The sequence below is a fragment of the Pantoea sp. alder81 genome, from assembly GCF_020179835.1.
In the GTDB taxonomy this organism is placed as follows: Bacteria; Pseudomonadota; Gammaproteobacteria; order Enterobacterales; family Enterobacteriaceae; genus Pantoea.
This window is the reverse complement of sequence record NZ_JAIUDA010000002.1, coordinates 743,164-769,411: the sequence shown is the minus strand read 5'-3', so window position 1 is coordinate 769,411 and position 26,248 is coordinate 743,164. Positions and strand designations below refer to the sequence as shown.

The window sequence follows — 26,248 nt, the reverse complement described above, 5'->3', positions numbered from 1 at the left end:
TCTCCCCTCAGGGAATGCGGAATCTGCAGCGATAATAGGCGGCTTACGCGCGCGTGGGGCGAAGCAGGGCATCAAGAGACAGGACGAAGGAATGAAATGCAGGAAAACGGGTATGAATGACATTGCCCCGCAAAGTTGTCAATTTAAGCGCAGCGGTTGCTATGGGTAAACATATGTAACCAGGTGTGATATGCACGCCCATTTCGCTGCAAAATGGCAAAACTTTGCCAGGATTAAAATTCACTAACAGGAGGAAATATGACAGACCGAGCATATGAATCCGCGTCAAGCGAGGATGAAGTTTGCTGCATCATCGGTCAGGCGGTGATCGAGTTAAGCGATGAGCATCAGCCTGTGAATAAATCCACGCTGTCGCTGAAACTACTGGCTATGGCCGATCGCGACAGAGATGATGAACGCGTTCTGCTTTACTGGATTGCCAGAAAAGCCATCAATAAACCTCACCAGCTCAATATCGGCGTCCAGGGCTGGCGCTAGAGGACCAAAGAGCGGGCGCAATGCCCGCTCTCGCTGTTTAGGCTAAGCGTAATTTGCGTGACGTTGGCCAGCGTACAAACATCACCATGTTCCCCATCAGAATCATCACTAATCCCACAATGGCATTATCGTGCCACTGATATCCCTCATAGATTGTGGACAGCGTCAGCGCCACGAGCGGGAACAGCAGTGTGCTATAAGCGGCCTGGCTGGCCCCAATACGACCGACCAGCGTGAAATAGGCGCCAAAGCCTAACACTGAACCAAAAATCGCCAGATAGCTCATTGAACCGAGCCATTGCAGATTGAAGGTGGGAGCCAGTGAATCGCCGTTCAGAAGCGCTAAGATTGCCATCATGATTGCGCCATAAAACATGGCATAACTGTTGGTGGTGAGCACATCACGCTGACGGCGTTGGTGGCGCGTGGATATCATGTTGCCAAACGAGAAGCCGAGAGTACCCAAAGCGCTTAGTCCTACGCCCCACAAAAGTTGAGGCGCTGGGTGAGCCGCCTGAATATCATGCCAAAAGAGCGCCACAATGCCCCCTAAGCCGAGTACCGCAGCCGGCAGCAGGCGGAACGGTGGGCGCTGACGGAAAAATATCCAGCTGTTGAGCGCGTTATACAGCACCGCCATCGAAAAGATCACTGACTCTAATCCACTGCTGATCCACGCTGCCGCATGATAGAAACAGACAAAATTGAAGCCAAAGACGCAACAGCCCTGCAGCAAGCAGAAAAGATGATCCTGCTTATCCAGCGGGCGCAGACGTTTAATCAGTTTCAGGATCACCAGCATCAGTACTGAGGCCAGCAAGAAGCGCCAGAATACCGCTACCAGAACCGGCGTGTTAGCCGCTTCTTGTTGCAGAAATATCGCAATCCAGGTAGTGCCCCAAATCAACACCACCGCAAGGTACAACATAATGTTCATCGCATTCTCTCCAGCAAAATCATTGCCTGAAGTGTGTCGAAAATGGTGGCCTTCGGCTTGCACGCGGTTGCGCGCGAATTGCAAAATCTTGCGCTTTTTACACTGATGTCCCGTGTTGGCCTGTTTTCTGGCCGTGGAGATCCGTAAACTGTGCGTTATTAACCTGTGAGTGGATCCCTTTGATGCCCGATTATCAGACCTTCGATATGCTGCAGCGCCATAAAGCGCAATTGCGCGATAGCGTGCAGCTTTCGGGTGGCATCAAGTTGGCAGCCTGGTTTAATAGTGGCGATCGTGTCACCAACCTGAGTGATCATCACACGCTAAGCCTGTATACCGCTGATGGCTATGACACCTGGCATAAAACACAGCATGGTTGGCGCAATGGCGGTGGTCCGGATCGCTTTTGCCTGATGCCGAGCGGTGTTGAATCCACCTGGGATTTACGTGCAGATTTGTCGTTCGTACATCTTTATTGTACTGACGAGCACCTGCGTCATCTCGGCGAGCAGATTTGGGATCGCAGTCCCGCCCAACTTAATTTGCATGAAAAGATCTTTGCCGACGACGATCGCATCACGCAGCTTTATCGACATTTCCTGCTGAGTGTTGACTGGCAGCAACCCGCCAATCAATTGATGTTGACCAGTGCTTCGACATTGCTGATGACGCATCTTTTGCAGCGTTACAGTGAAGTGCAGTGGCAGGCGCCACAGGTGCGCGGTGGATTAGCGCCCGCAGTATTGCGACGTGTACTGGCGTTTATTGATGCGCAGTTGGATCAGCCTTTGACACTGGCACAGCTGGCGGCAGAAGCGGCCTTGAGTGAATACCACTTTGCCCGCATGTTCCGCAGTAGCGTGGGCGAAGCCCCTCATCAATATGTGATGCGCCGCCGTATGGACACTGCACTGCAACTGCTGAAGTTCAGCGCTTTGCCATTAACCGAGATCGCCTTGCGCTGCGGTTTCCACTCTTCCAGTCACTTCAGTAACCGTTTTCGACAGCTGCATGGTGTCACCCCTTCCGCATGGCGCCAAAACTCACACCAGCTTTGATTCCGCTGTAATCGCCTGAAACAGCCAGTTTCTACCTGCGAGAAACGTCTCAGATTCATTCACTCTCAAGCTAATTGTGGTGATTTCCTCTTAGATTTAGATAGAATACCTTCCGTTAAAATGTTGTTTTTTATGTGATAATTACATGTTTAGCTTATGCGGAGTGGTAATGATGGAAATGCGCGTTGTAAAACTTGAATCTGACGTCAAATACATTAGACGTGATGTCGATGAGCTAAAAGACGATGTAAAATCAATCGATAGAAACATGGCTGCGGTGCTTGAGAAACTAGACGGCATTAAACAGTCACTCGCTAAAAAGCCTTCTACAGATGCAGTTGATAAAAAGATCTCTGAAGCGAAGCTGGCTGTTTTACTCGGTGTTCCAGCCTTAATCGCTATTGGCACTACAGTCTACAAGTTGATTGCGCACTTCTATTTCTCATGAAGACTTGGGCCGTTTTGGTTTAGCTAATCCCTTCGCCACTCATCGAAAATCCTTGCGTGCGATTAATTTGAGGATTGCCTGATACAAAGAGGATCTAAAGGACGGATGTGGAGGGCAACGAAAGGCTTTATGGTGTCCCCTGCAGGAATCGAACCTGCAACTAGCCCTTAGGAGGGGCTCGTTATATCCATTTAACTAAGGAGACGCGGCGCGCAGTATAGCGTACCGACCAGCAGAATTTAACCGTGTAAATCCTGTTTGCTCAATCTATCAACAATGTCGTGCCACATTTCACTGTTGTTTCTTCTGTGCTTTATCTTTGCGCTTCTGTTCCGCCTTCGCTTTGGCCTTCGCCGCTTCACTCATATCGTTGCGAATTTGTGCGTGACTGATCAACGCAAAAATCAATGTACCGCCGGTGATATTCCCCAGCAGCGTAGGTAAAGCAAACGGCCAGAGAAACTCCTGCCAGGGCAGCGTGCCTGCAAACACCAGATAAAGCACTTCTACTGAACCCACCACGATATGGGCCAAATCTCCCAGCGCCACCAGCCAGGTCATCATCACAATCACCACGATTTTGGCCGCGCCCGCGTAAGGGAACATCCAAACCATGGTGGCGATAATCCAACCTGAAATGACGGCATTGGCAAACATTTCACTGGGGGAGTTGTCCATCACCTTTTCGCTAATCACGGTGAAGGCCTGACGCGTCGCCTCGTCAAAAATCGGCATATGATTAAACGCCAATGCGCCGAGCGCCGTGCCGATCAAATTCCCCGCCAGCACCACGCCCCACAGGCGCAATAACAGCATGAAATTACCGCCAGTGGGTTTGTGCATCACCGGTAATACTGCAGTAACCGTGTTCTCTGTGAACAGTTGCTGACGGGCCATTATCACGATGACAAAGCCAAAGGTATAACCCAGGTTCTCCAGGAGGAAACCGCCAGGCACGTCAGCCAAATGCACATGGAAAATCCCTTTTGCCATCAGCGAAGCGCTCATGGATAGCCCCGCAGCTACAGCAGACCATAGCAACGCCATGCCATCGCGCTCTAACTCTTTCTCCCCGTCCTGGCGAATCTCTTCATGAATTGCCGCAGCCCGCGAGGGCAGGGCATCTTCATCCACTTCTATCTCTTTACCCTGGTCTTTTTCGTCGCTCTCGACATCGTTGTCATGTTCTGAAATGGATGGTGATTGCTTCATGTTTTCCCCTGGTGATAATGCCAACGCGTAATAAGCGTAGACGGTTTTATCAAGGGCGAAATGTTACGAAGATTCAATTTAAGAGTAACAAGATTTTAACCGAGGCGATTTTTTGCGCAATTCCTTGATCTGATGCGCACGAATACCCCCTTTGGGGGAAGTGAGAGCTACCTCACAGACTTCGGCCCACAGATTCATTGTGGTATTATCCCCGCCTCTTTTCACTGCTGCGATTCCCTCTTTCATGCTCGAAGTCATTAATCTCTCATGCGTTCGTGATGAGCGAACCCTGTTCCATGGGCTGAGCTTCCATGTGCAACCGGGTGACATTGTGCAAATTGAAGGCCCTAACGGGGCAGGCAAAACCTCACTGCTGCGCTTGCTGGCCGGATTAAGCCGGGCAGAAGAGGGCGAAGTGATGTGGCAATCGCAGCCGGTTCGACAGCAGCGCGAAATATGGCACCAAAACTTGCTCTATCTCGGCCATCATCCTGGCGTGAAGTCGGTACTCTCACCACTGGAAAACCTGCATTTTTGGCACGGCGATCGTGATGAAGAAGTGATTTTCGACGCACTTGAGCAGGTTAATTTGCTGGGTTATGAAGAGGTGCCCGTTGCGCAATTGTCCGCAGGACAGCAACGACGCGTGGCCCTTGCTCGCCTGTGGCTCAGCCCGGCAAAGATCTGGATCCTGGATGAACCGCTCACGGCGATTGATAAAGGCGGCGTGGAAAAATTAATGGCGCGTTTCGCTGAACATGCCGATAACGGAGGCGCAGTGATTTTGACCACCCATCAGGATTTGCCCGGTGAGGGTGGCCGCGTGCGCAAAATTCGTCTGACGTCGGAGTGGGCATAATGTTAGGTCGGGTGATTCAGCGCGAATTGAAAATTGCCTTCCGTAGTGGTGCCGAGGTGATTAATCCGCTGTGGTTTTTCCTGATTGTTATCACGCTGTTTCCGTTAGGTATCGGGCCGGATCCCCAACAGCTGGCGCGCATTGCGCCGGGGATTGCGTGGGTCGCCGCGTTATTAGCCTCTTTGCTGGCTCTGGAACGTCTGTTTCGTGACGATTTTCTGGATGGTTCTCTGGAGCAACTACTTTTACTGCCCACGCCATTACCCGTGACGGTGCTGGGAAAAGTGATTGCCCACTGGTTGATCACTGGTCTGCCACTGATTTTGCTGTCGCCGCTGGCGGCACTCCTGCTGTCACTGGATTTTCCCGGCTGGCGTGCGATGGCGCTGACGCTGTTGCTCGGTACGCCAACCTTGAGCTTTCTTGGTGCGATTGGCACCGGTCTGACCGTCGGGCTGCGGCGTGGCGGCGTACTTCTGAGTTTACTGGTATTGCCGTTGTCGATACCTGTTCTGATCTTTGCCAGCGCGGCGATTGATGCCGCCGGTCAGGGATTGCCGATCGGAGGCTATCTGGCAATTCTTGGCGCGATGCTGGCAGTGAGCGCAACACTTTCGCCGTTCGCAACTGCTGCGGCTTTGCGCATTAGTCTGCATTAATCCGTGCTGCCCCAGAGCAGCCGGAATCCGAATTCTTTTTATTGTGAGCTATGCAAATGTGGAAATGGTTACATCAGTGGGCAAAGCCTGAGCGGCTTTACCAGCTATGCGGTCGCTTAATTCCGTGGTTCGCCGTGCTTGGCGTGGCAACGCTGCTGCTCGGTTGGGTGTGGGGCTTCGGCTTTGCACCGGCTGATTATCAGCAAGGCAACAGCTTCCGTATTATGTACATTCACGTGCCAGCAGCGATGTGGTCAATGGGCGTTTACGCTTCCATGGCGATTGCCGCGTTTATCGGCCTGGTGTGGCAGATGAAGATGGCGGATTTAGTTTCGGCAGCGATGGCGCCCATTGGCGCGGTGTTTACCTTTATCGCGCTGATCACCGGCTCCGCGTGGGGCAAGCCAATGTGGGGCACCTGGTGGATTTGGGATGCCCGCCTGACATCGGAGCTGGTGCTGCTGTTCATCTATATGGGCGTGATCGCGCTCTATCACTCGTTTGAAGATCGCCGCACCGCCGGTCGCGCTGCCGGCATCCTGATTTTGGTTGGCGTGGTGAATCTACCGATTATTCACTTCTCAGTGCAGTGGTGGAACACGCTGCATCAGGGATCGTCCGGCATTCTGCAGCAGGCGATTGCGCCAAGCATGCGGACCCCGCTGCGTTGGGCCATCCTTGGTTATCTGCTGGTGTTTGGGGCGCTGACGCTGATGCGCCTGCGTAATCTGATCCTATTCAGCGAGCGTCATCGTCCATGGGCGATTGATGTGGCTCAGGGAGGGCGCAAAGCATGACGCCAGCCTTCTCATCCTGGAGCGATTTCTTCGCTATGGGCGGTTATGCCTTTTATGTCTGGCTCGCCGTTATCCTCACCTTAATCCCTTTGTTCGGACTGGTGCTGCACACTGTGTTGTTCCGGCGCCGTTTGCTGGCTGAAATTCGCCAGCGTCAATCCAGGGAGCGCCGCATCCGCGCGGCCAAGTCGAAAAAAGCTGCCGGTGAAGCAGCAGGAGAATCCGTGTGAATATCCGCCGTCGTAACCGCCTGTATGTGGTGGTAGCGATCCTGGTGGGCTTAGGCCTGGCCACGACGCTAGTGATGTACGCGCTGCGTTCCAACATCGATCTGTTTTATACCCCGAGTGAAATTTTGTACGGCAAAGGTGAGGCGCACCAGATGCCGGAAACCGGTCAGCGCCTGCGCGTCGGCGGCATGGTGATGCCGGGCAGCGTGAAGCGCGATCCGAAAACCCTCGCGGTCTCTTTCAAACTGTATGACGCCAATGGCGTGATCAGCGTGAGTTACGAAGGCATCTTGCCGGACCTGTTCCGCGAAGGGCAGGGCGTCGTGGCGCAGGGCGTGCTGGAAGATGGCCACCTGGTTAATGCCAAAGAAGTGCTGGCAAAACATGACGAAAAATACACGCCGCCAGAAATTGAAGATGCGATGAAGAAAAACCACACAGGACCTGCAGCGACTTATCAGCAGGCAGGTGCTCAATCATGATGCCGGAAATTGGCAGCTTTCTGCTCTGCCTGGCGCTGGGACTCGCGCTGCTATTAAGTATTTATCCATTGTGGGGCGCAACGCGCCAGGATGCACGTCTCATGGCGATGGCGCGCCCGCTGGCGTGGGGCATGTTCGCCTGTATCGTTGCCGCCTTCGTGTTATTAGTGCATGCATTTATCGTTAATGATTTCAGCGTGGCCTATGTCGCCACCAACTCCAACACCTTGCTGCCGGTTTACTACCGCATCGCAGCCACCTGGGGCGCGCATGAAGGTTCACTGCTGCTGTGGGTGTTGTTGCTCAGCACCTGGACGGTAGCGGTCGCGATTTTCAGTCGTGGTATGCCGCAGGATGCGCTGGCGCGCGTACTGTCTGTGATGGGGATGATCAATCTCGGCTTCCTGCTGTTTATTACGCTGACCTCTAATCCGTTTACCCGAACCCTGCCAAACTTCCCGGTTGATGGCAGCGACCTCAATCCGATGCTGCAGGATATCGGCCTGATTTTCCATCCGCCACTGCTCTATATGGGTTATGTCGGTTTCTCTGTGGCCTTTGCGTTTGCTATCGCTTCATTGATGGCTGGGCGTCTCGATACCGCATGGGCGCGCTGGTCACGCCCGTGGACTACGGCGGCCTGGGTTTTCCTGACGATTGGGATCGTACTTGGTTCGGCGTGGGCCTATTACGAACTTGGCTGGGGCGGCTGGTGGTTCTGGGATCCGGTAGAGAATGCCTCCTTCATGCCATGGCTGGCCGGTACGGCGTTGATGCACTCGCTGGCGGTAACGGAAAAACGCGGCAGCTTCAAATCCTGGACGGTGCTGCTGGCGATCACGGCATTTTCATTAAGCCTGTTGGGCACCTTCCTGGTGCGTTCTGGCGTACTGGTATCGGTGCACTCGTTTGCCTCCGATCCGGCGCGTGGCATGTTTATTCTCGCCTTCCTGGTGATCGTGATTGGCAGTTCACTGCTGCTTTATGCGATTAAAGGCGGCAAGGTGCGTAGCCGCGTGCAGAGCGAAGCCTGGTCACGTGAATCCTTCCTGTTGGGCAATAACGTGCTGTTGATTGCCGCCATGCTGGTGGTACTGCTGGGTACGCTGTTACCGCTGGTGCACAAGCAGCTTGGTTTGGGCAGCATTTCTGTCGGCGAACCGTTCTTCAACACCATGTTTACCTGGCTGATGGCACCGTTCGCGCTGATGCTCGGCATTGGTCCGCTGGTGCGCTGGCGTCGCGATGAGCCGCAGAAGTTGTGGAAACGCCTGGGTGTCGGTTTACTGGTGACCTTGATCCTGTCGATCGCGCTGCCGTGGCTACTGCAGGATCGCATTGAAGCGATGACGGTGATTGGCCTGCTGATGGCGATCTGGGTCATTCTGCTGACGTTGATGGAACTGCATGAACGCGCCACTCATCGCCATAGCTTCTTCAAAGGTCTGCGCCATTTAACGCGCAGCCATTGGGGAATGGTGCTGGGCCATTTAGGCGTAGCCGTGACGGTGGTGGGCATCGCCTTCAGCACGCAGTACAGCGTCGAACGTGATGTGCGCATGAAGTCGGGCGATACCGTGGATATCCACAACTATCACTTTATCTTCCGCGATGTACACAACCTGCAAGGGCCGAACTACAGCGGCGGTGTGGCGATTATTGACGTCACGCGCGACGGCAAGTTTGAAGCTGTGCTGCATGCGGAGAAACGCTTCTACACTGCGGCACGTACCATGATGACTGAAGCGGCGATCAGCGGGGGTTTCACTCGCGATCTCTATGCGGCACTCGGCGAAGAACTGGATGACGGTTCATGGGCAGTGCGCATCTATTACAAACCGTTTGTGCGCTGGATCTGGTTCGGTGGCGTGTTTATGGCGTTCGGCGGCCTGCTGTGTTTGCTGGATCCACGTTACCGCTCGCGTAAAAAAGCGCAGCAGGAGGAACTGGTATGAGTAAGAAGATCCTGTTCATCCCGTTAGTGCTGTTTTTACTGCTGGCGGCGGCGCTGTTGTCGCAGCTGTCACGCAACGCCAACGGTGACGATCCGACGCGTCTGGAATCGGCATTGATTGGTAAGCCGGTGCCGGTATTCAAACTGGAAGCGCTCGATAAGCCGGGCAAAATCTACGATCAGCAGGTGCTGAACGATGGTAAGCCGATTTTGCTGAATGTCTGGGCCACCTGGTGTCCGACCTGCCGTGCAGAGCATCAATATCTCAACACGCTGGCTGAGAAAGGCATCCGCGTGGTTGGCCTGAACTACAAAGACGATCGCACCAAAGCGGTCACCTGGCTGAACACGCTGGGCAACCCTTACGCGCTAAGCCTGTATGACGGTGACGGCATGTTAGGTCTGGATCTCGGCGTCTACGGTGCACCGGAAACCTTCCTGATCGACGGCCATGGCATTATTCGTTATCGCCACGCGGGCGATATGAATGACCGTGTGTGGAACGAAGAAGTGAAACCGTTGTGGGACAAATACAGTAAAGGGGCGGGCGCGTGAAACGACTGCTTTTGTTAGTGGCGGGTATTCTGCTCAGCACCAGCCTGTGGGCAGCCATCGATACCTATCAGTTCGATTCGGTGCAGCAGGAAGAGCAATACCGCGATCTCACCGGCTCACTGCGCTGCCCTAAGTGTCAGAACAACAGCATTGCCGACTCCAACGCAATGATCGCTGCGGACATGCGCCTGAAAGTGTATGAGTTGATGAAGCAGGGCCAGAGTCGCCAGCAGATCATCGATTATATGGTGGCGCGCTACGGCAACTTCGTGACCTATGAACCGCCGGTGACGCCTTCAACGCTGATCCTATGGGTTGGGCCCGCGCTGTTCGTGGTGCTCGGTGCGCTGATTATTATTCTGCGCAATCGCCGGGGGAAAGCCCGTAGCGATCTTGACGACGATGAACAACAACGCCTTGCGGCAATTTTAAAGCGTGACGGGAAGCCGTAATGACTGGATTCTGGATTACCCTGATTATTTTGCTGGTGGCGGCCTCGGCGCTGTTTCTCAGTGCAGGCTGGCGTCAACGTCAAGCCACTAGCGGCGATCGCGATCGTCTGAATACCGATTTCTACCAGCAGCGCCTGCGCGAATTAGCGCGTGATGAAGAGGAAGGCGTGGTTGCAGAGCGCCCGGAGATGGTGCGTGAACTGCAACAAACGCTGCTCACCGATGTGCCGAACGAGCACGCGGCTCGCATCCATAACAGTAGCCGTTGGGTGCTGCTGCCGGGACTGATTGTATTGATTCTGGTATCAGTGGGTTTTTACCTGAAAACCGGTGGCCTGGCGCAACTGGCGGGTTGGGTCAGCGTGCAGCAGGAGTATCCTCAACTGCGTGCCCGCGTGATGGATCCCAAAGCAGCACCGTTAACCATGGAAGAGCTGGCTCGCCTACAATTAGGGTTGCGCACTTCTTTGCAAGACGATCCGCAGAACCTTAATGACTGGACGATGCTGGGCCGCCTGGGCATGGTGCTGAACAACGCCACTAATGCCAGCCAGGCATTCGAACGTGCGCTGCAACTGGCGCCGAACAATCTGGAGTTGCAGCAGGATTATGCCGAAGTGCTCACGCGATCCAGCGATCCGCAGGACAATCGCCAGGCCAATGTGATGCTGAAAGATCTGTTGAAACGCGACCACAGCAACGTGCGCACGCTGAGCTTGTTAGCATTTAATGCTTTTGAACAGCAGCAGTACGATCAAGCGATTGGCGCCTGGCAGGTGATGCTGAAGCTATTACCGGCGGGTGACAAGCGTATTACCATGATAGAGCGCAGCATTGAACAAGCGAAAACTGACGCGGGACAGCAAAATAGTCATCTGGCATTGACGGTGGGTTTAGCTCCGCAGGCAGAAAAAATGTTACCGCAAGGCGGAGTGTTGTATATTTCTGTGTCTGACGGTGCTTCACCGGTGCCTGTGGCTGTGAAGCGTTTACCGCTGAGCCACTTCCCGTTATCGCTCACGCTGGATGACAGTAATGCCATGATGCCAGACCGACTGCTTTCGGCGCAGCATCAGGTGCAGGTCAGGGTGCGTATTTCGCGCGATGGTAGCGCCAATCCTCAGTCGGGTGACTGGTTTGGCTTGAGCGCGGTTACCCCCTGGGATGGTCATCAGCAACTGGCTGTGGAGATTAATCAACAGCAGCCCTGAAGCGATACCTATTTCAACCGCACAGGGAGATAAGAATGAATAACCGCCTGACCGGTCTGGCGCTGGCCAGCTTGCTGCTGGTGGGTTGTGCCAGTTCAAAACCGGCCGATCCGACGCAGCCTGCCCAGCGTAGCGATCCGCTCGAAGGCTTTAACCGCACCATGTTTAACTTCAACATGAATGTGCTGGATCCTTATGTGGTACGCCCGGTGGCGGTTGCCTGGCGCGATTACGTGCCGGTGCCTGCGCGCAGTGGTATGAGTAACTTCCTTGGCAACCTGGATGAACCTGCCAGCATGCTGAACTCGATTCTGGTCGGTGAACCGCGCCAGGCGGGTATCCACTTCACACGTTTCTTCCTCAATACCGTTTTGGGCTTGGGCGGGTTTATTGATGTGGCGGGTAAAGCGAATCCTGAACTGGCGCGAGAAGTTCCGCACCACTTCGGCAGCACGCTGGGTCGTTACGGTGTGGGTTACGGTCCGTATGTGGTATTACCGGGTTACGGTAGCTTCACAGTGCGTCAGGATGGCGGCGACTATGTCGATACGCTTTACCCGGTGCTGAGCTGGCTCACCTGGCCGATGTCGATCGGTAAGTGGACGATTGAGGGTGTGGAAACACGTGCACAGTTGTTGGATTCTGATGCCATTCTGAAACAGCAGCAGGATCCGTATGCGTTTATTCGTAACGCCTACTTCCAGCGCAATGATTTCCTCGCCAACGGCGGTAAGTTGAAACCGGAAGAGAATCCGAACGCCAGTGCGATTCAGGATGATTTGAAGGACATCGATTCGCAGTAAAATTGAATGGCGGCTTTCTTAGCCGCCATTGTTTTATCCCTGCTTGACGGGCTGCTTGAGCAAAATCCCCACCACGATCGCGCATCCGAATGTGATGGCTGCCAGGCCATAAAGCAGTATCTGATACGCATGCTGCACGTTGAGTCTCAGCAGCGATGCGGAAATCTGCGGCAGTAATTCCTGTGCTTGATGAATATGACTTCCGGATAACCACACGGCAGCGTTGTCACGCGTGACGCCATCCACGTCAGGTAAGCGCTGCTGTAAACCCAAGCGATTGAGCAGTGCCAGCAGCGCCATAACGATCGCCAAAGCAATGCCTTCTCCGGCCACGCGCACCGTATTAAACAATCCCGCCGCCATGCCCGCACGATCTACGGATACCGCCGAGACGGCGAGGCCATCCATTAATCCCCACGGCAAGGCGGCTCCCGCACCGGTAATGGCCATGGAAACGGCAAGTAGAGTCAGTTCATTCAGGGTGATGGCATACGCCATGACGACCAATCCTAGCGTGGCCAGTAACAGGCCTGCCACCGAGATTTTACCCGCGTCAAACCAACGCGTTAATCCAGCCGCAACCCCCGGGAACAGCAACATCGGGGCCGTCAGAGACAGCAAAATAATTGCGCTCTGGGTTTCGCTGAGATTGCGTGCGCCCATTAAAAAAAGCGGGATAACAATTAGCAAAACCACATAGCAATAGCAGGTGGCCACAGGCAACAGCAACACCCCAGCAAAGTGCGGCTGTCGCAGCAATGCCAGGCTAAACACGGGATGGGCGATACGCTGCGTATGGCGAATGAAGCGCCAACTCGCCAGCAACGTCACGACAATGCCGACGATCGCGGCTGAGGATGATACGCCATACTGAGGTAACAGGATCAGTGTGGTGGTGAGGGCAAGGAGAGCGAGACTAAACAGTGCCGTGCCGCGAATATCTGCTGATGGGGAATGTGCCGCTGGCGCGGAGACAACACTGAACTGGCCCACCAAACCCACGATGGCCGCCAGGGCGGACAGCAGCGCATACACCCAACGCCAGCTGAGCGCATCGGTTATCACGCCCATTAACAGTGGACCAAACGCCAGCCCGACGCCAAACAGCGTACCGAGCAAACTGAATGCCCGCGTGCGTGCCGGTCCACTGTAAAGATGGGCCAGTGCCGTTGCTCCGCCGGCCAACGTGAGTGCCGCGGCAATGCCCTGTAATGCACGATAAATGCCGAGGGTAAACGTGCTTTCTGTCAGGGCAATCAGCAATGAGCTGAGGGAGAAAAGAGCCAGCCCTGCGATGAACACCCGCTTGTAACGCAGTTTGTCTGCCGCTACGCCCGCCGCCAGCAAGCCGCTACCGAAGGTCAACATAAAACCGTTGGTTAACCACGCCAGCGACAGTGGCCCGCCGTGCAATGCCTGGCTGATGGCGGGAGTGGTGACAACGCCGCCGGTAAAACTCAAGGGGAGCAACAGCGCAGCCAGCAAAATGGCCAGGGTTGCGCTGATTGTGACGCCTGAAACTGAGGAAGTGGTGATTTCCGCCATCGATTGTCTCGCAAAGAGTGGAATAGATGACGCCGCATATTATTGAGGATATAAAAGATGATAAATGGGCTAAGGCTCCATACTTTGCGGATGAAAGGTTTATTATCATGGACAGTCTTACCGCGTTAACCTCGTTCGTGCGCACGGCTGAAACACTCAGTTTTGTGCAGGCGGCTCAGCTGCTGGGAATTTCGGCCTCGGCGGTGGGTAAAAATGTCGCCCGGCTTGAACAGCAACTGGGCGTGCGGTTGTTCAACCGCAGCACACGCAGCGTGAGTTTGACGGCTGAAGGCGTATTGCTTCTGACGCGCACGCGCCCGATCCTCGAACAGCTGCGAGACGTTGAAGCGGAGATAACTCAAGCGGTGGCGCATCCGAGCGGTAAACTGCACGTGTCATTGCCGGTGGTGGGATATCGACTCATCACGCCACTGTTGCCACAATTTAGTCAGCTTTATCCTGATGTTGAACTGGATTGTGATTTCAGTGACCGTTTGGTCAATGTGATTGATGAAGGATTCGACGTGGCGATTCGCAGCGGCGAAATGCAGGATTCCCGGCTACAGGCGCGAGCGTTGGGACCTTTCCGCTTCGTGTTGTGTGCCAGTCCCTGCTACCTCGCCGCGCGTGGTGTACCCTTATCCAGCGCAGCGCTGATCACGCATCACTGCATCCTGTTCCGCTTTCCAGCAACGGGCTTGATTCAACACTGGGAACTAAACGATCTGCGTGTTACGGGGGATTTCCAACCGCTGAAAACACTGACCGTGAATAACATTGAAGCGATGGTGCAGAGCACGCTGGCCGGAATGGGGATCAGCTATGTGCCGGATTTCGTGGTGTGGGATCTATTGGATCAAGGCAGGCTGGTTGAAGTATTGCCGGGAAGCTGCATCCGCGAAAGCGGTTTTTCGGCTATCTGGCCTGGGCGCTATCTATCACCGCGCGTGCGTTGTTTTATCGATTTTCTGGCAGAACACTGGCCGGTGTCGCGTCGGCAATAAAAAACGGCGACATCACTGTCGCCGTTTTTCACACTGTTTTTAGCATCAGAACTTGTAGTTAAAGTTCGCGCCGTACAGCCAGGCTTTACCTTCGGAGTTAAAGGTGTAAGGACCTTCTTTCACCGTGACTTTCTGGCCGTGCATGTAAGAGATACCGAGGTCGACTGACGCATCTTCATTGAAGGCGTAAGAAGCACCGGCACTCAGCCACAGACGATCCTGGTCTGGAATCGAGATAGAGCGTTTGTCGGCGGGAACCGGGCTGTCATCAAACGCGATACCGGTACGGAAAGTCCAGTTATCGTCGTAGAAGTAAGTGGTACCCAGCGCGATGCGATACGCATCCTTGAAGCCTTCATCTTTATAGAACAGCGTCTGACCGTTGCTGCCGGTGGCCTTCAGCTCCTGGAACTGGCTCCAGCTGGTGTAGGTCAGGCTGTAGTGCACGGCCCACTGCGGAGCGACTTTATGCCAGCCCGATACTTCCCACATTTCTGGCAGATTCAGCGTGAGTGAACCCGGAATGGTCTGGCCGCTGGTACCGTATGGCAGACCTAAGGCAATCGCCTGCGGTGTACCATTGTAAGCGGTTGGGATGCTGCTCTTATAATCGCCGTCAAAGTCGATTTTTACTTCGGAACGATAGGTGAAGCCGAAGCGGTTGTTTTTATCCACTTCATACAGGATGCCGGCGTTCCAGCCATAGCCCCATTCATCACCTTTCAGATGGGCAACCTGAGTATCGGCTGGCATGCCGACACGCGCGCCCGCTTCACCTGCATAACGCTCGATTTTCGCTTTGGCGTAAACCGCATCAAAGCCGACACCGAAGCTGAAGTGCTCATTCAAACGATAAGCGGTGCTAAGGTTAAAGTTACCGGTCATCAGGTCGGTTTTACCACCGTATCCGCCAGCGGTGTAACCATCATTAAATTCCGTCGCCAGACCATAGTTGGAGGTGACGGATGCGCCTACCCACCATTGATCGTTAATCGGATGAACGTAATGGAGGTTAGGGATCCACTGATTCGGTGCGATGTTTTTCGCATTCAGGCTGTTGCCGGTGGGGCTCTGGCCGCTTATATCCACTTCAGGATCAATATAAACAGCACCGATGGAGAACGAAGGGCGATCCATCAATGCCATGGTCGCTGGGTTGCGGCTAGCGGATGCAGCGGTATCGCCCATCGCACCTTCACCCGAATATGCACGACCTAAACCAATTGCTGAAAATTCATTAAGTTGAAAGCCAGCGGCGTAAACCTGGGAAGAGATAAGCGCCACTGCAGCTGCCACAGCTGACTTTGCAAACAGGTTCTTATGGTTCATGACCACAACCTCATCTAGATTTATTATTAAACGTTGTTACGTCGCGTAACAAAGGACGGCGGATTGTAGGGACTGATGACAAAGGCACATATCAGACCAGTGCGACGAGTATAGGTCTGACCTGTGTATTTGTTGCAATAATGTTTTTTAAATATTTCCGATTTGATCGATAAAATCAGATCTGCTTAACAAAATCTTGTCGAAGCTCATCTAGCATAGCGGTCAAATTTGTTCTGGATCAATTTTTAGTGTGATATTCGTCACTTAGCCGCAGGAAGATAGAAGCAAGGCCGCGCGGGGCGTACACTTTGCGTCAGAAAATGATCCGATTGTGTCGATTTATCGTCAGGAGAGAACAATGACTGATGCCATTAAAAAATGCAGTGCGACTGAAACGGCAGCTTGCTGTTGCGTGGATGTCGGCACCGTGATGGACAATACCGATTGCACTGCCAGCTGGTCGGGCGTGTTTGCCGATCGTCATGCGGCTGAAGCGATGCTGAAGCACTTAACGGATAAAGCGCGTCAGGTTGAATCCGAGCCTTGCGAGATTAATGCAGAATTCGTTGAAGAAGCCCCAGGCGTCCGCCTGAATGTTGATTTCACTTTTGCCTGCCAGGCTGAGACCTTCATTTTTCAACTCGGCTTACGCTAATCCTGTCGCTGCCGGAAGCCCTTTCGGCAGCGTTATCTCTTTTTCGTGTCTTCCCTCTCACTTTTTTTCTTCTGTTATTGGCGACTTAGCGGCACCTGGTTAACACTGATGATCAGGTCAGACCTGTTTGGCAATGATGCTACGGTCGTAAATTACAGGTGAGTGCAATGAGCAAAGCGCAGCCGCTGCTGACGCGTCAGGGCGAACGTATCGCCATAACCCACGGATTACGCACCCCTTTCGCTCGTCAGGCGAGTGATTTTCATGGCATCACGGCGCTGGAATTAGGGCGCATGGTGGTATCCGAACTGATGGCGCGCAGCGAATTGCCGGTCGACGTTATCGATCAACTGGTATTTGGCCAGGTGGTGCAAATGCCGGAAGCGCCCAATATTGCGCGCGAAATCGTGCTGAGCAGCGGATTGAGCGTGCACACCGATGCCTACAGCGTCAGTCGCGCGTGCGCCACCAGTTTTCAGGCGGTAGCAAACGTGGCGGAAAGCCTGATGGCGGGCACCATTGATGCCGGCATTGCCGGTGGCGCAGACTCCTCTTCGGTGCTGCCGATAGGTGTCAGTAAAGCGCTGGCCCGTGCGCTGGTCGATCTCAACAAAGCGCGCACCTTCAGCAAAAAGCTGCAAATTCTGCGTCGCCTGCGCCCGCGCGATCTGTTGCCGGTGCCACCTGCGGTGGCGGAGTATTCCACCGGTTTGCGTATGGGAGACACCGCCGAGCAGATGGCGAAAACCCATGGCATCACGCGGGAACAGCAAGATGCTCTGGCGCTGCGCTCACATCAGCATGCGGCGCGTGCCTGGCAGTCAGGTGTGCTGGCGCAGGAAGTGATGGCGGCCTTTGTGCCGCCGTGGAAAGCACCGATTGAGCAGGACAACAACATCCGCTTTAACGCAAGCGCCAGCGATTACGCCAAACTGCGACCGGCCTTTGATCGTCGCCACGGTTCAGTCACGGCTGCCAACAGCACGCCGCTTACCGATGGCGCGGCCGCGGTGATTTTGATGCGTGAAGGACGTGCAAAAGAGCTGGGGATTACCCCGCTCGGCTATCTGCGCAGTTATGCGTTTACCGCGATTGATGTCTGGCAGGATATGTTGCTGGGTCCCGCTTATGCCTCACCGCTGGCGCTGGATCGCGCCGGCATCACACTCAACGACCTCACGCTGATCGATATGCATGAAGCTTTTGCGGCGCAGACGCTGGCGAACCTCAAAATGTTCCGCGATGAACGCTTTGCGCGCGAAGTACTGAATCGCCCGCATGCGCTGGGTGAAGTGAATGAAGAGCGCTTCAATGTGCTGGGCGGTTCGATTGCTTACGGCCATCCGTTTGCTGCCACCGGCGCGCGCATGATCACCCAAACTCTGCATGAGTTGAGGCGACGTGGCGGCGGATTAGGACTGGTGACCGCCTGTGCAGCGGGCGGATTAGGCAGCGCAATGGTTCTGGAGGCTGAATAATGAGCGCATCTGCATTCCATTTACACATGCGCCTCGATCATGTCGGCATCATCACCATCGACGTGCCGGGCGAAAAGATGAACACGCTGAAAGCGGAGTTTGTCCCACAAATAAAAGCGGTGCTGGCTGAAGCGCGCAGCAATCCGAAGCTGGCGGGATTGGTGCTGATTTCTGGTAAAAGCGATAACTTTGTCGCCGGCGCGGATATCAGCATGATCGCCAACTGCCAGACGGCAGAAGAAGCGGAAGCCTTAGCGCGTCAGGGACAAGAGGTGATGGCGGAGATTGCGGCGCTGCCATTCCTGGTGGTTGCAGCAATTCACGGCGCCTGTCTCGGCGGCGGGCTGGAGTTGGCGCTGGCCTGTAGCGCGCGTATCTGCACGCTGGATGATAAAACCCGTTTGGGGCTGCCAGAAGTGCAGTTGGGCTTGTTACCCGGCTCAGGCGGGACGCAGCGTCTGCCAAAACTGATTGGGGTGCCGCAGGCACTACCGCTGATTCTGAGCGGTAAACAGCTGCGCGCCAAACAGGCGCTGAAACTCGGTATTATTGACGATGCGGTGCCACAATCCATCTTGCTGGAAACGGCGATTGCGCGGGTGCATAAAGGAAAGGTCGTCCGCCGTGAGTTGTCACGTCGCGATCGCCTGATGCAGGCACCGCTGGCGCGCTCGCTGTTATTCGCGATAGCAAAGCGCCAAACCGACAGTAAAACGCAGGGGAATTATCCGGCAGCGGATCGCATTCTGCAGGTGGTCCGCACAGGGTTGGAGCAGGGCAGTCACGCCGGTCATGCGGCGGAGGCGCGCGCCTTCGGCCAGCTGGCGATGACCCCTGAATCTGCGGCACTGCGCAGTCTGTTTTTCGCCTCGACCGCGATAAAGAAAGAAGCAGTGGCCGACGCTGAACCGCGCGCATTGAAACACATCGGCGTACTCGGTGGCGGATTAATGGGCGGAGGGATTGCCAGCGTGACGGCGCTGAAAGCCGGTTTACCGGTGCGAATTAAAGACGTCAATCTCAATGGTGTGAACCATGCGCTGCAGTACAGCTGGGATCTGCTGAGTCAAAAAGTGAAGCGGCGCCAGCTGAAACCCGCCGAGCGCCAGCAACAGATGGCGCGCATCAGCGGCGGTATTGATTATCAGGGGTTCAGCCAGCGCGATCTGGTGATTGAAGCGGTATTTGAGGACCTGGCCCTGAAGCAGCAGATGGTGGCGGATATTGAAAGTCACTGTCAGCCGCACACCATCTTTGCTTCCAACACCTCATCGTTACCGATTGGTGATATTGCTGCCAACGCGCAGCGCCCTGAGAATGTCATTGGTCTGCACTATTTCAGCCCGGTGGACAAAATGCCGCTGGTGGAAGTGATTCCGCATGCTGGCACATCGGTAGAAACGCTCGCGACCACGGTGCAGTTGGCGCGCCAGCAAGGCAAAACAGCGGTGGTAGTGGCCGATAAACCCGGTTTTTACGTCAACCGCATTCTCGCGCCCTATATAAATGAAGCCATGCGCTGCTTGCTGGAAGGTGAGCCAGTGGATCATATCGATCGTGCGTTAGTGAAGTTCGGTTTCCCGGTTGGGCCATTGCAGTTGCTGGATGAAGTGGGGATTGATGTCGGCAGTAAAATCAGCCCGATTCTGCAGCAAGCGTATGGTGAGCGATTCAGCGCCCCCGACGCGGTCAACGCCATCCTCGCTGATGGCCGTAAAGGGCGCAAAAACCAGAAAGGGTTCTACCTTTACAACGCCTCTCGCTGGCCGGGCAAACGCAAAGTGGATGCTTCAATCTATGGCCTGATTAACGTTAAACCGCAGGCAAAGCAGAGTGAAGAGCAGATCGCGCAACGATGCGTCATGATGATGCTGAACGAGGCCGCACGTTGCCTCGATGAGTCCGTGATTCGTCACGCACGGGATGGCGATATCGCAGCGGTGTTTGGCATCGGTTTCCCGCCTTTTCTCGGCGGCCCGTTCCGCTATATGGATCAACGCGGCGCCAGCGAAATCGTCAATACATTACGTACTTTAATGCAGCAACATGGCGACCGTTTCGCGCCTTGTGACGCTTTGATGGCAATGTCAGAAGCGCAAACGAATTTTTACACTTCTGCACAAATATGAATAGGCGCACAGATTCAGCGGGTTAGTTATGGTGCCATGGAGAAGGTGGCGCGGCACCATTCTTAGATATGCTTATTTAATAAACAACCGGTTGACTATACTGAAGCCATTGGGGTAAAACACAGCGTTCATTCGCAGAATGAAGCGTCTGGTGCTGTGGTACCCGACGATATCGACAAACAACAGCGGTGCTTTATGCAAGTTTTTATCATGCGTCATGGCGATGCAGCTCTGGAAGCAGCGAGTGATTCAGTACGCCCACTCACAATCTGTGGCTGTGACGAATCGCGCCAGATGGCGAGCTGGCTAAACGGCCAGGCGCTGGATATCGAAAGGGTGTTAGTGAGCCCTTATCTCCGTGCAGAGCAGACGCTCGCCACGGTTCGTGAGGCACTGAAACTGCCAGAAGGGCAAGACGTGCTGCCGGAACTGACGCCGGGTGGCGATCCGGGCATGGTGGCCTGTTATCTGCAGGCGCTGGCGCAGGAGGGTGTAAAATCAGCCTTAGTGATTTCGCATCTGCCTTTGGTGGGCTATCTGGTTTCAGAGCTTTGCCCGCAGGAAGCACCACCGATGTTTGCTACGTCGGCAATTGCTTATGTGAACTTTGATGCAGACGCCTGTGAAGGCAAACTGGAGTGGCAGGTCAGCCCGTCAAAACTGGCCAAAGCGATGTAAATTCGCCATGCGTTAGATCTCTATGGGCCGCACTCAGCGGCCCTTTCCTTTTTTGCGTCAAGGCAACTCTGGCGGCACCCACTCTTCCACCTCAATCAGTACCAGCAGTGCGGCATCGCCGCCAAATAATTTCGGTGCCTGATGAAATGCCATCACGTGCGGATGTTGCGCCAACCACAGCGGTGTTTGCTGCTTAAGGATGTGCTTGCCATGCCCGGTCATCACGCTGGCACAGAACAGGTGTTCACGACGACAGGCAGCAATTAATGCGCCCAGTTCCTGCTTAGCCTGCTGCTGTCTTAAACCATGAAGATCGAGAAAAATCTCCGGCGTGTAATCGCCGCGCCGCAATTTCTTCAGCTCATAATGACTGACATCGGCGCGCACGTAGCGCATTGGCCCCTCGCTTGAGAGCAACGGCTGAAACTCATCTGAGAAGTAGTGACTGTTATCAGCTTGCTCGGAAAGCAGTCTTTTCAGCGGAACTTCGCGGGTTTTCACTGCCGGTTTATGCACGATAGTGTCTTGTTTCAGCTTACGCGTTCCGCTCATCAATTCGCGAAACAGCGCCTGATCGTCCTGGTTTAGGGGCGTCTTCTTACTCATGGCTCAAAATAGGGTTAGAGGGCTGGTTAATAGCCGGTGGCATACCTTAACGCTTAGCGTTAACAAATGTCAGCTTTTTCACCTTGCCGCGCTGAATTCTGCCCGGCTTCGTGGCAAACTAACGGCCGATTGATTTTAAGGCCTGCGGAGGGCTACGTGGACAAGATTTTCGTCGATGAGGCAGTGAGTGAACTGCACACCATTCAGGATATGCTGCGCTGGGCTGTCAGCCGTTTTTCGGCGGCAGGCATTTGGTACGGCCACGGCACGGATAATCCCTGGGACGAAGCAGTCCAACTGGTTCTGCCTACGCTCTGGCTGCCGCTGGATATTCCTGAAGATATGCGCAATGCGCGCCTGACGGCCAGCGAGCGTCACCGTATTGTTGAACGTGTGATTCGCCGCGTCAACGAGCGCATTCCGGTGGCTTATCTCACCAATAAAGCCTGGTTCTGTGGTCATGAATTCTATGTCGATGAGCGCGTGTTAGTGCCGCGTTCGCCGATTGGTGAGCTGATTGAAAACCGTTTTGCCGGTCTGTTTGGTGAACAACCGCACCACATTCTCGATATGTGTACCGGCAGTGGTTGCATCGCGATCGCCTGTGCTTATGCCTTCCCGGAAGCGGAAGTCGATGCGGTGGATATCTCCACTGATGCGCTGGCCGTGGCCGAGCAAAACATTGAAGAACACGGTTTGATCCACCACGTCACGCCCATTCGCTCCGACCTGTTCCGGGGACTGCCGCAGGTCAAATATGATCTGATCGTCACCAATCCACCGTACGTGGATGCGGAAGATATGGACGATCTGCCGAACGAATATCGCCACGAACCGGAACTGGGTCTGGCAGCAGGCAGTGATGGTCTGAAGCTGGTGCGCCGCATTCTTGCCTGTGCCCCGGATTATCTGAGTGAGCAGGGCGTGCTGATTTGCGAAGTGGGCAACAGCATGGTGCATATGATGGATCAGTATCCAGATGTGCCGTTTACCTGGCTGGAATTCGATAACGGCGGTGACGGCGTGTTCATGCTGACGCGCGAGCAGATCGTCGCGGCTCAGCATCACTTCTCCTTCTACAAAGACTAAAAATGGGGCGAAACATCGCCCGCAACATCGCAACAAGGAACCACAATGGCCGGTAACAGCATTGGACAAGTTTTTCGCGTAACCACCTTTGGCGAGTCGCATGGTATTGCGCTGGGCTGCATCGTTGATGGTGTGCCGCCAGGCATTCCGCTCACGGAAGCGGATATTCAGCACGATCTCGATCGTCGCCGTCCGGGCACATCGCGTTACACCACGCAGCGTCGCGAACCGGATCAGGTGAAAATTTTGTCCGGCGTATTTGAAGGTGTCACCACCGGCACCTCTATCGGCCTGCTGATTGAAAATACTGACCAGCGTTCGCAGGATTACGGCACGATCAAAGATCTGTTCCGTCCCGGCCATGCCGATTACACCTACGAACAAAAATATGGCCTGCGCGACTATCGCGGCGGCGGCCGTTCCTCTGCGCGTGAAACCGCGATGCGCGTGGCGGCGGGTGCGATTGCCAAAAAGTATCTGCAAATGAAGCACGGCATTCAGGTTCGTGGCTATCTGGCACAGATTGGTGATGTGGCCTGCGAGCTGAAAGACTGGAGCATCGTTGAAGAGAACCCATTCTTCTGCCCGGATGCCTCTAAGCTGGAAGCGCTGGATGAATTGATGCGCGGCCTGAAGAAAGAGGGTGACTCTATCGGTGCCAAAGTTACGGTGATGGCGGAAAATGTGCCACCGGGGCTGGGTGAGCCGGTGTTTGATCGTCTGGATGCCGATCTGGCGCACGCGCTGATGAGCATTAACGCAGTGAAAGGTGTGGAAATCGGTGACGGTTTCGCGGTGATTAACCAGCGCGGTAGCCAGCATCGTGATGAGATTCGTGCTGACGGTTTCCAGAGTAATCACGCTGGTGGCATTTTGGGTGGCATCAGCAGCGGCCAGACCATCAGTGCGAACCTGGCGATGAAACCCACTTCCAGTATCACCGTTCCGGGTAAAACCATCACCCGAGACGGCGAAGAAGTGGAGATGATCACCAAAGGTCGCCACGATCCTTGCGTGGGCATTCGCGCGGTGCCGATTGCCGAAGCGATGATGGCAATTGTGTTGATGGATCACCTGCTGCGCCAGCGTGCGCAGAACGGTGACGTCAACAGCAGCGTTCCGCGCTGGTAAGCCACAGATGCGCCGCCTGCTCATCACCGTCGCCGCGCTGTTGTGCAGTGCGGCTGCCCTTGCTGCCACGCCGTGGCAGCAAATCCATCAGCCGATTGCTGGCAGCCCACAGTCGATTGGCGGTTTCGCCAACGGCTGTATTGTCGGCGCTCAGCAGCTGCCACTCAATTCGCCTCATTATCAGGTAATGCGCCAGGATCAGCGGCGTTATTACGGCCATCCCGATCTGATTGCCTTTATTCAGCGGCTCAGTACTCAGGTGCATCAACTGCAGCTGGGGCAGGTGTTGATTGGTGATATGGGCATGGCGGCCGGCGGGCGCTTTAGCAGCGGGCATGCCAGCCATCAAACCGGGCTGGATGTCGATATCTGGCTGCAGCTGCCGCAAAATCGCTGGACGGCGCAGCAATTGCTGAAGCCACAGCCGCTGGATTTGGTCGCGCCGGATGACAAGCAAGTGATTGCGCGTCATTGGCAGCCGCAGATCGATAGCCTGATTAAGCTGGCAGCGAAAGACGATGAAGTGACGCGTATCTTCGTCAATCCGGCGATTAAAAAACAGCTTTGCGCTGACGCCGGAAGCGATCGTGCGTGGCTAAATAAAGTGCGCCCGTGGTTTGCCCATCGTGCGCATATGCACGTGCGTTTGCGCTGCCCGGCTGGCAGCCTGGAGTGCGAAGATCAGGCGGCACCACCACCGGGCGATGGTTGTGGTGCGGAGTTAGACAGCTGGTTTCTGCCGAAAAAACCCGGTAGTTCTCCACCTGTGAAAAAAACGCCGCCGCCGTTACCGCCATCCTGTCAGGCACTGTTGGATCGTCATTTACTCTAACCTGAATGCTTCCTGCCTCAGGTGCAATGGCGACGCTCTCTTCCCCGGTCACTGACTTTTGTCAGCCGTGGGGGAGCGAACTGACCGCCTGCCTGGTCGAGAATGGTCGTGGTTAACTTTACGAGAAAAAAATGGACCTCTTTGTTGTTAGCCCGCTGTTGCTGGGCGTGCTGTTCCTGGTTGCCGTGCTGGCCGCGTTTATTGACTCCATCGCTGGCGGCGGTGGTTTACTCACCGTTCCTTCACTACTCGCTGCGGGGCTCTCTCCCGCGCAGGCGCTAGCCACCAATAAATTACAGTCGGTAGGGGGATCTTTCTCTGCCAGCCTCTACTTTGTGCGTCGCGGTGCCGTCAAATTGCGTGAGCAGCGGCTGAACATCGCCATGACCTTTATTGGTGCAATATGCGGCACGGTGCTGATTCAGCACATCAACGCCGATGTGCTGCGCCAGATTCTGCCGATCCTGCTGATCAGTATCGGTTTATGGTTCCTGCTGATGCCGCGGCTGGGCGAGTCGGATCGTGAGCATCGCATGCAAGGTTTGGCGTACGCGCTGGTGGGCGGCGGTTGCGTCGGTTTCTATGACGGCTTTTTCGGACCAGGTGCCGGTTCGTTTTATGCCCTGGCATTTGTCACGCTTTGTGGCTTCAATTTGGCCAAAGCCACTGCTCACGCCAAAGTCTTAAATTTCACCTCAAACTTTGGCAGTCTGCTGTTCTTTATGTTTGGTGGAAAAGTGGTATGGGGCACCGGCGTCATTATGCTGATCGGCGCATTTGTCGGTGCGCGTCTTGGCGCAAAGCTGGTGCTGAGCCGCGGTCAGAAGCTGATCCGCCCGATGGTGGTGACCGTATCGGCCGTGATGAGCGCGAAATTATTGTGGGATAGCCATGGCAGCGCGTTGCTGGCGTGGATGGCCACGCTGTAAAGCAACACTCGTCAAGAACGGCTGCCAGTGCGACAATGGCGATAATTTTTTTAAAGATTAAAATATTATGAGTAGAAAACATCATTACCAGCAGCTGGTGGATATTTTTGATGGCTGCTTTGTTGAAGATTTTCAGACCCGTCTAATTAAAGGCGATGACGAACCTATTTATCTTCCAGCGGATGAGGAATCGCCGTGGAACCGCGTGGTGTTTGCTCACGGCTTCTACGCCAGCGCGCTGCACGAAATTTCTCACTGGTGTATTGCCGGTGAAGCGCGTCGCAAGCTGGTGGATTTTGGTTATTGGTACTGCCCGGATGGGCGGGATGCGCAAACGCAGAATCAGTTTGAATCGGTTGAGATTAAACCGCAGGCGCTGGAGTGGCTGTTCTGTGTTGCAGCGGGCTTTCCCTTCAATGTCAGTTGTGACAACCTCGAAGGAGATTGTGAACCCGATCGCATCGCGTTCCAGCGTAAGGTCCATGCTCAGGTAATGACTTATTTTGAGCAGGGCATCCCGGCACGTCCGGCACGTTTTATTGATGCGTTAGCCAGCTATTACGCTACGCCAGCGCTGACGGCGGCACACTTCCCGTGGCCGGAAGATCTGTGATTCGCAAACATATTATTAATGACCCAAAGTAACCCGCGTTGCAGCATGATGGCGAATGAACGAACCCCCGGACGG

General features: G+C 54.7%; 28 protein-coding genes and 1 tRNA gene. 23 read left to right on the top strand and 6 right to left on the bottom strand.

Features of this window, described 5'->3' with window-relative positions:
* Positions 1-258: 258 nt before the first annotated feature.
* Positions 259-498 (top strand): hypothetical protein, encoded by a 240-nt coding sequence (locus LBW88_RS08475; RefSeq protein ID WP_034825199.1) that lies wholly within the window; start codon positions 259-261, stop codon positions 496-498.
* Positions 499-535: 37 nt separating this feature from the next.
* Here the strand turns inward: LBW88_RS08475 and LBW88_RS08470 are convergent, their stop codons facing one another.
* On the bottom strand, positions 536-1,435 hold the full coding sequence (locus LBW88_RS08470; RefSeq protein ID WP_224930859.1) for a DMT family transporter: 900 nt from the start codon (positions 1,433-1,435) through the stop codon (positions 536-538).
* A gap of 182 nt (positions 1,436-1,617) precedes the next feature.
* Between LBW88_RS08470 and LBW88_RS08465 the strand changes: the two genes are divergently transcribed.
* Both LBW88_RS08465 and LBW88_RS08460 read left to right on the top strand, forming a co-directional pair.
* A complete protein-coding gene (locus LBW88_RS08465) occupies positions 1,618-2,493 on the top strand; it encodes a helix-turn-helix domain-containing protein (RefSeq protein ID WP_224930862.1) in 876 nt (291 codons plus the stop codon).
* Between the two features lie 169 nt (positions 2,494-2,662).
* Positions 2,663-2,941, top strand: coding sequence for a hypothetical protein (locus LBW88_RS08460; protein WP_224930865.1), 279 nt, complete (start codon positions 2,663-2,665; stop codon positions 2,939-2,941).
* A 130-nt stretch (positions 2,942-3,071) separates the two neighbouring features.
* Here the strand turns inward: LBW88_RS08460 and LBW88_RS08455 are convergent.
* Positions 3,072-3,146 (bottom strand) — tRNA-Arg (locus tag LBW88_RS08455).
* An 86-nt stretch (positions 3,147-3,232) separates the two neighbouring features.
* Positions 3,233-4,153: a formate/nitrite transporter family protein gene (locus tag LBW88_RS08450; RefSeq protein ID WP_224930868.1), complete on the bottom strand. Its 921-nt coding sequence runs from the start codon at positions 4,151-4,153 to the stop codon at positions 3,233-3,235.
* 244 nt (positions 4,154-4,397) lie between these two features.
* On the opposite strand from LBW88_RS08450, the gene ccmA reads away from it, so the two are divergent.
* From ccmA to mlaA, 10 genes are read left to right on the top strand one after another with little or no spacing between them, the layout of a single operon-like run.
* Entirely contained in the window at positions 4,398-5,012 is a 615-nt protein-coding gene (ccmA, locus tag LBW88_RS08445; protein ID WP_224930872.1) for a cytochrome c biogenesis heme-transporting ATPase CcmA, read from the top strand.
* A complete protein-coding gene (gene ccmB, locus LBW88_RS08440) occupies positions 5,012-5,671 on the top strand; it encodes a heme exporter protein CcmB (protein WP_100701161.1) in 660 nt (219 codons plus the stop codon). Before ccmA ends, ccmB begins: the two co-directional genes overlap by 1 nt.
* 56 nt (positions 5,672-5,727) lie before the next feature.
* Entirely contained in the window at positions 5,728-6,468 is a 741-nt protein-coding gene (locus LBW88_RS08435) for a heme ABC transporter permease (protein WP_224930875.1), read from the top strand.
* A complete protein-coding gene (gene ccmD, locus LBW88_RS08430) occupies positions 6,465-6,698 on the top strand; it encodes a heme exporter protein CcmD (RefSeq protein WP_224930879.1) in 234 nt (77 codons plus the stop codon). The genes LBW88_RS08435 and ccmD overlap by 4 nt, the downstream gene beginning before the upstream one ends.
* Positions 6,695-7,180: a cytochrome c maturation protein CcmE gene (gene ccmE, locus LBW88_RS08425; protein ID WP_224930882.1), complete on the top strand. Its 486-nt coding sequence runs from the start codon at positions 6,695-6,697 to the stop codon at positions 7,178-7,180. The genes ccmD and ccmE overlap by 4 nt, the downstream gene beginning before the upstream one ends.
* Positions 7,177-9,135: a heme lyase CcmF/NrfE family subunit gene (locus LBW88_RS08420; RefSeq protein ID WP_224930885.1), complete on the top strand. Its 1,959-nt coding sequence runs from the start codon at positions 7,177-7,179 to the stop codon at positions 9,133-9,135. Before ccmE ends, LBW88_RS08420 begins: the two co-directional genes overlap by 4 nt.
* Entirely contained in the window at positions 9,132-9,689 is a 558-nt protein-coding gene (locus LBW88_RS08415) for a DsbE family thiol:disulfide interchange protein (RefSeq protein ID WP_200539194.1), read from the top strand. The genes LBW88_RS08420 and LBW88_RS08415 overlap by 4 nt, the downstream gene beginning before the upstream one ends.
* The gene (locus LBW88_RS08410) at positions 9,686-10,141 is read left to right on the top strand and encodes a cytochrome c-type biogenesis protein (protein ID WP_224930887.1); all 456 of its coding nucleotides are present in this window, start codon (positions 9,686-9,688) and stop codon (positions 10,139-10,141) included. The genes LBW88_RS08415 and LBW88_RS08410 overlap by 4 nt, the downstream gene beginning before the upstream one ends.
* Complete coding sequence (ccmI, locus tag LBW88_RS08405) at positions 10,141-11,352, top strand: c-type cytochrome biogenesis protein CcmI (RefSeq protein WP_224930890.1); 1,212 nt, start codon at positions 10,141-10,143, stop codon at positions 11,350-11,352. The genes LBW88_RS08410 and ccmI overlap by 1 nt, the downstream gene beginning before the upstream one ends.
* A gap of 35 nt (positions 11,353-11,387) precedes the next feature.
* A complete protein-coding gene (gene mlaA / locus LBW88_RS08400; protein WP_224930893.1) occupies positions 11,388-12,155 on the top strand; it encodes a phospholipid-binding lipoprotein MlaA in 768 nt (255 codons plus the stop codon).
* 33 nt (positions 12,156-12,188) lie between these two features.
* Here the strand turns inward: mlaA and LBW88_RS08395 are convergent, their stop codons facing one another.
* A complete protein-coding gene (locus LBW88_RS08395) occupies positions 12,189-13,700 on the bottom strand; it encodes an MFS transporter (RefSeq protein ID WP_224930895.1) in 1,512 nt (503 codons plus the stop codon).
* Positions 13,701-13,807: 107 nt separating this feature from the next.
* Here LBW88_RS08395 and LBW88_RS08390 point away from each other — a divergent pair, with 107 nt between their 5' ends.
* On the top strand, positions 13,808-14,704 hold the full coding sequence (locus tag LBW88_RS08390) for a LysR substrate-binding domain-containing protein (RefSeq protein WP_224930899.1): 897 nt from the start codon (positions 13,808-13,810) through the stop codon (positions 14,702-14,704).
* A 45-nt stretch (positions 14,705-14,749) separates the two neighbouring features.
* Here LBW88_RS08390 and fadL read toward each other — a convergent pair whose 3' ends face one another.
* Positions 14,750-16,033 carry a long-chain fatty acid transporter FadL gene (gene fadL / locus LBW88_RS08385; RefSeq protein WP_224930902.1) on the bottom strand — a complete coding sequence of 428 codons (1,284 nt, stop codon included), beginning with the start codon at positions 16,031-16,033 and terminating at the stop codon, positions 14,750-14,752.
* 358 nt (positions 16,034-16,391) lie between these two features.
* On the opposite strand from fadL, the gene LBW88_RS08380 reads away from it, so the two are divergent.
* The 4 genes from LBW88_RS08380 to sixA all read left to right on the top strand — a co-directional run bounded on the left by LBW88_RS08380 (position 16,392) and on the right by sixA (position 20,973).
* On the top strand, positions 16,392-16,688 hold the full coding sequence (locus tag LBW88_RS08380; RefSeq protein WP_200569110.1) for a YfcZ/YiiS family protein: 297 nt from the start codon (positions 16,392-16,394) through the stop codon (positions 16,686-16,688).
* Between the two features lie 167 nt (positions 16,689-16,855).
* Positions 16,856-18,166: an acetyl-CoA C-acyltransferase FadI gene (gene fadI / locus LBW88_RS08375; RefSeq protein WP_224930905.1), complete on the top strand. Its 1,311-nt coding sequence runs from the start codon at positions 16,856-16,858 to the stop codon at positions 18,164-18,166.
* Positions 18,166-20,295 (top strand): fatty acid oxidation complex subunit alpha FadJ, encoded by a 2,130-nt coding sequence (fadJ, locus tag LBW88_RS08370; RefSeq protein WP_224930908.1) that lies wholly within the window; start codon positions 18,166-18,168, stop codon positions 20,293-20,295. Before fadI ends, fadJ begins: the two co-directional genes overlap by 1 nt.
* Positions 20,296-20,490: 195 nt before the next feature.
* Positions 20,491-20,973: a phosphohistidine phosphatase SixA gene (gene sixA, locus LBW88_RS08365; protein ID WP_224930910.1), complete on the top strand. Its 483-nt coding sequence runs from the start codon at positions 20,491-20,493 to the stop codon at positions 20,971-20,973.
* Between the two features lie 57 nt (positions 20,974-21,030).
* Here sixA and smrB read toward each other — a convergent pair whose 3' ends face one another.
* Complete coding sequence (gene smrB / locus LBW88_RS08360) at positions 21,031-21,579, bottom strand: endonuclease SmrB (protein WP_224930913.1); 549 nt, start codon at positions 21,577-21,579, stop codon at positions 21,031-21,033.
* A gap of 156 nt (positions 21,580-21,735) precedes the next feature.
* Here smrB and prmB point away from each other — a divergent pair, with 156 nt between their 5' ends.
* From prmB to LBW88_RS08335, 5 genes are all read left to right on the top strand, one after another.
* Positions 21,736-22,668, top strand: a complete 933-nt coding sequence (prmB, locus tag LBW88_RS08355; protein ID WP_224930914.1) for a 50S ribosomal protein L3 N(5)-glutamine methyltransferase — start codon at positions 21,736-21,738, stop codon at positions 22,666-22,668.
* Positions 22,669-22,713: 45 nt separating this feature from the next.
* Positions 22,714-23,799 (top strand): chorismate synthase, encoded by a 1,086-nt coding sequence (gene aroC, locus LBW88_RS08350; protein ID WP_224930917.1) that lies wholly within the window; start codon positions 22,714-22,716, stop codon positions 23,797-23,799.
* Between the two features lie 7 nt (positions 23,800-23,806).
* Positions 23,807-24,631 carry a penicillin-insensitive murein endopeptidase gene (gene mepA, locus LBW88_RS08345; RefSeq protein WP_224930919.1) on the top strand — a complete coding sequence of 275 codons (825 nt, stop codon included), beginning with the start codon at positions 23,807-23,809 and terminating at the stop codon, positions 24,629-24,631.
* A gap of 131 nt (positions 24,632-24,762) precedes the next feature.
* On the top strand, positions 24,763-25,560 hold the full coding sequence (locus tag LBW88_RS08340; RefSeq protein ID WP_224930922.1) for a sulfite exporter TauE/SafE family protein: 798 nt from the start codon (positions 24,763-24,765) through the stop codon (positions 25,558-25,560).
* 67 nt (positions 25,561-25,627) lie between these two features.
* Positions 25,628-26,173: an elongation factor P hydroxylase gene (locus LBW88_RS08335; RefSeq protein ID WP_224930926.1), complete on the top strand. Its 546-nt coding sequence runs from the start codon at positions 25,628-25,630 to the stop codon at positions 26,171-26,173.
* Positions 26,174-26,248 lie beyond the last annotated feature (75 nt).

Bases quoted from the DNA above. Each gene is read 5' to 3' on its own strand.
- LBW88_RS08435 (WP_224930875.1), top strand. From the start codon at position 5,728: ATGTGGAAATGGTTACATCAGTGGGCAAAGCCTGAGCGGCTTTACCAG.
- LBW88_RS08380 (WP_200569110.1), top strand. From the start codon at position 16,392: ATGACTGATGCCATTAAAAAATGCAGTGCGACTGAAACGGCAGCTTGC.
- mepA (WP_224930919.1), top strand. From the start codon at position 23,807: ATGCGCCGCCTGCTCATCACCGTCGCCGCGCTGTTGTGCAGTGCGGCT.
- ccmI (WP_224930890.1), top strand. From the start codon at position 10,141: ATGACTGGATTCTGGATTACCCTGATTATTTTGCTGGTGGCGGCCTCG.
- LBW88_RS08335 (WP_224930926.1), top strand. From the start codon at position 25,628: ATGAGTAGAAAACATCATTACCAGCAGCTGGTGGATATTTTTGATGGC.
- ccmB (WP_100701161.1), top strand. From the start codon at position 5,012: ATGTTAGGTCGGGTGATTCAGCGCGAATTGAAAATTGCCTTCCGTAGT.
- fadL (WP_224930902.1), bottom strand. From the start codon at position 16,033: ATGAACCATAAGAACCTGTTTGCAAAGTCAGCTGTGGCAGCTGCAGTG.
- LBW88_RS08415 (WP_200539194.1), top strand. From the start codon at position 9,132: ATGAGTAAGAAGATCCTGTTCATCCCGTTAGTGCTGTTTTTACTGCTG.
- smrB (WP_224930913.1), bottom strand. From the start codon at position 21,579: ATGAGTAAGAAGACGCCCCTAAACCAGGACGATCAGGCGCTGTTTCGC.
- ccmD (WP_224930879.1), top strand. From the start codon at position 6,465: ATGACGCCAGCCTTCTCATCCTGGAGCGATTTCTTCGCTATGGGCGGT.
- ccmA (WP_224930872.1), top strand. From the start codon at position 4,398: ATGCTCGAAGTCATTAATCTCTCATGCGTTCGTGATGAGCGAACCCTG.
- LBW88_RS08470 (WP_224930859.1), bottom strand. From the start codon at position 1,435: ATGAACATTATGTTGTACCTTGCGGTGGTGTTGATTTGGGGCACTACC.
- LBW88_RS08420 (WP_224930885.1), top strand. From the start codon at position 7,177: ATGATGCCGGAAATTGGCAGCTTTCTGCTCTGCCTGGCGCTGGGACTC.
- fadJ (WP_224930908.1), top strand. From the start codon at position 18,166: ATGAGCGCATCTGCATTCCATTTACACATGCGCCTCGATCATGTCGGC.
- aroC (WP_224930917.1), top strand. From the start codon at position 22,714: ATGGCCGGTAACAGCATTGGACAAGTTTTTCGCGTAACCACCTTTGGC.
- LBW88_RS08450 (WP_224930868.1), bottom strand. From the start codon at position 4,153: ATGAAGCAATCACCATCCATTTCAGAACATGACAACGATGTCGAGAGC.
- LBW88_RS08460 (WP_224930865.1), top strand. From the start codon at position 2,663: ATGATGGAAATGCGCGTTGTAAAACTTGAATCTGACGTCAAATACATT.
- mlaA (WP_224930893.1), top strand. From the start codon at position 11,388: ATGAATAACCGCCTGACCGGTCTGGCGCTGGCCAGCTTGCTGCTGGTG.
- LBW88_RS08465 (WP_224930862.1), top strand. From the start codon at position 1,618: ATGCCCGATTATCAGACCTTCGATATGCTGCAGCGCCATAAAGCGCAA.
- LBW88_RS08395 (WP_224930895.1), bottom strand. From the start codon at position 13,700: ATGGCGGAAATCACCACTTCCTCAGTTTCAGGCGTCACAATCAGCGCA.
- LBW88_RS08390 (WP_224930899.1), top strand. From the start codon at position 13,808: ATGGACAGTCTTACCGCGTTAACCTCGTTCGTGCGCACGGCTGAAACA.
- LBW88_RS08340 (WP_224930922.1), top strand. From the start codon at position 24,763: ATGGACCTCTTTGTTGTTAGCCCGCTGTTGCTGGGCGTGCTGTTCCTG.
- sixA (WP_224930910.1), top strand. From the start codon at position 20,491: ATGCAAGTTTTTATCATGCGTCATGGCGATGCAGCTCTGGAAGCAGCG.
- LBW88_RS08475 (WP_034825199.1), top strand. From the start codon at position 259: ATGACAGACCGAGCATATGAATCCGCGTCAAGCGAGGATGAAGTTTGC.
- fadI (WP_224930905.1), top strand. From the start codon at position 16,856: ATGAGCAAAGCGCAGCCGCTGCTGACGCGTCAGGGCGAACGTATCGCC.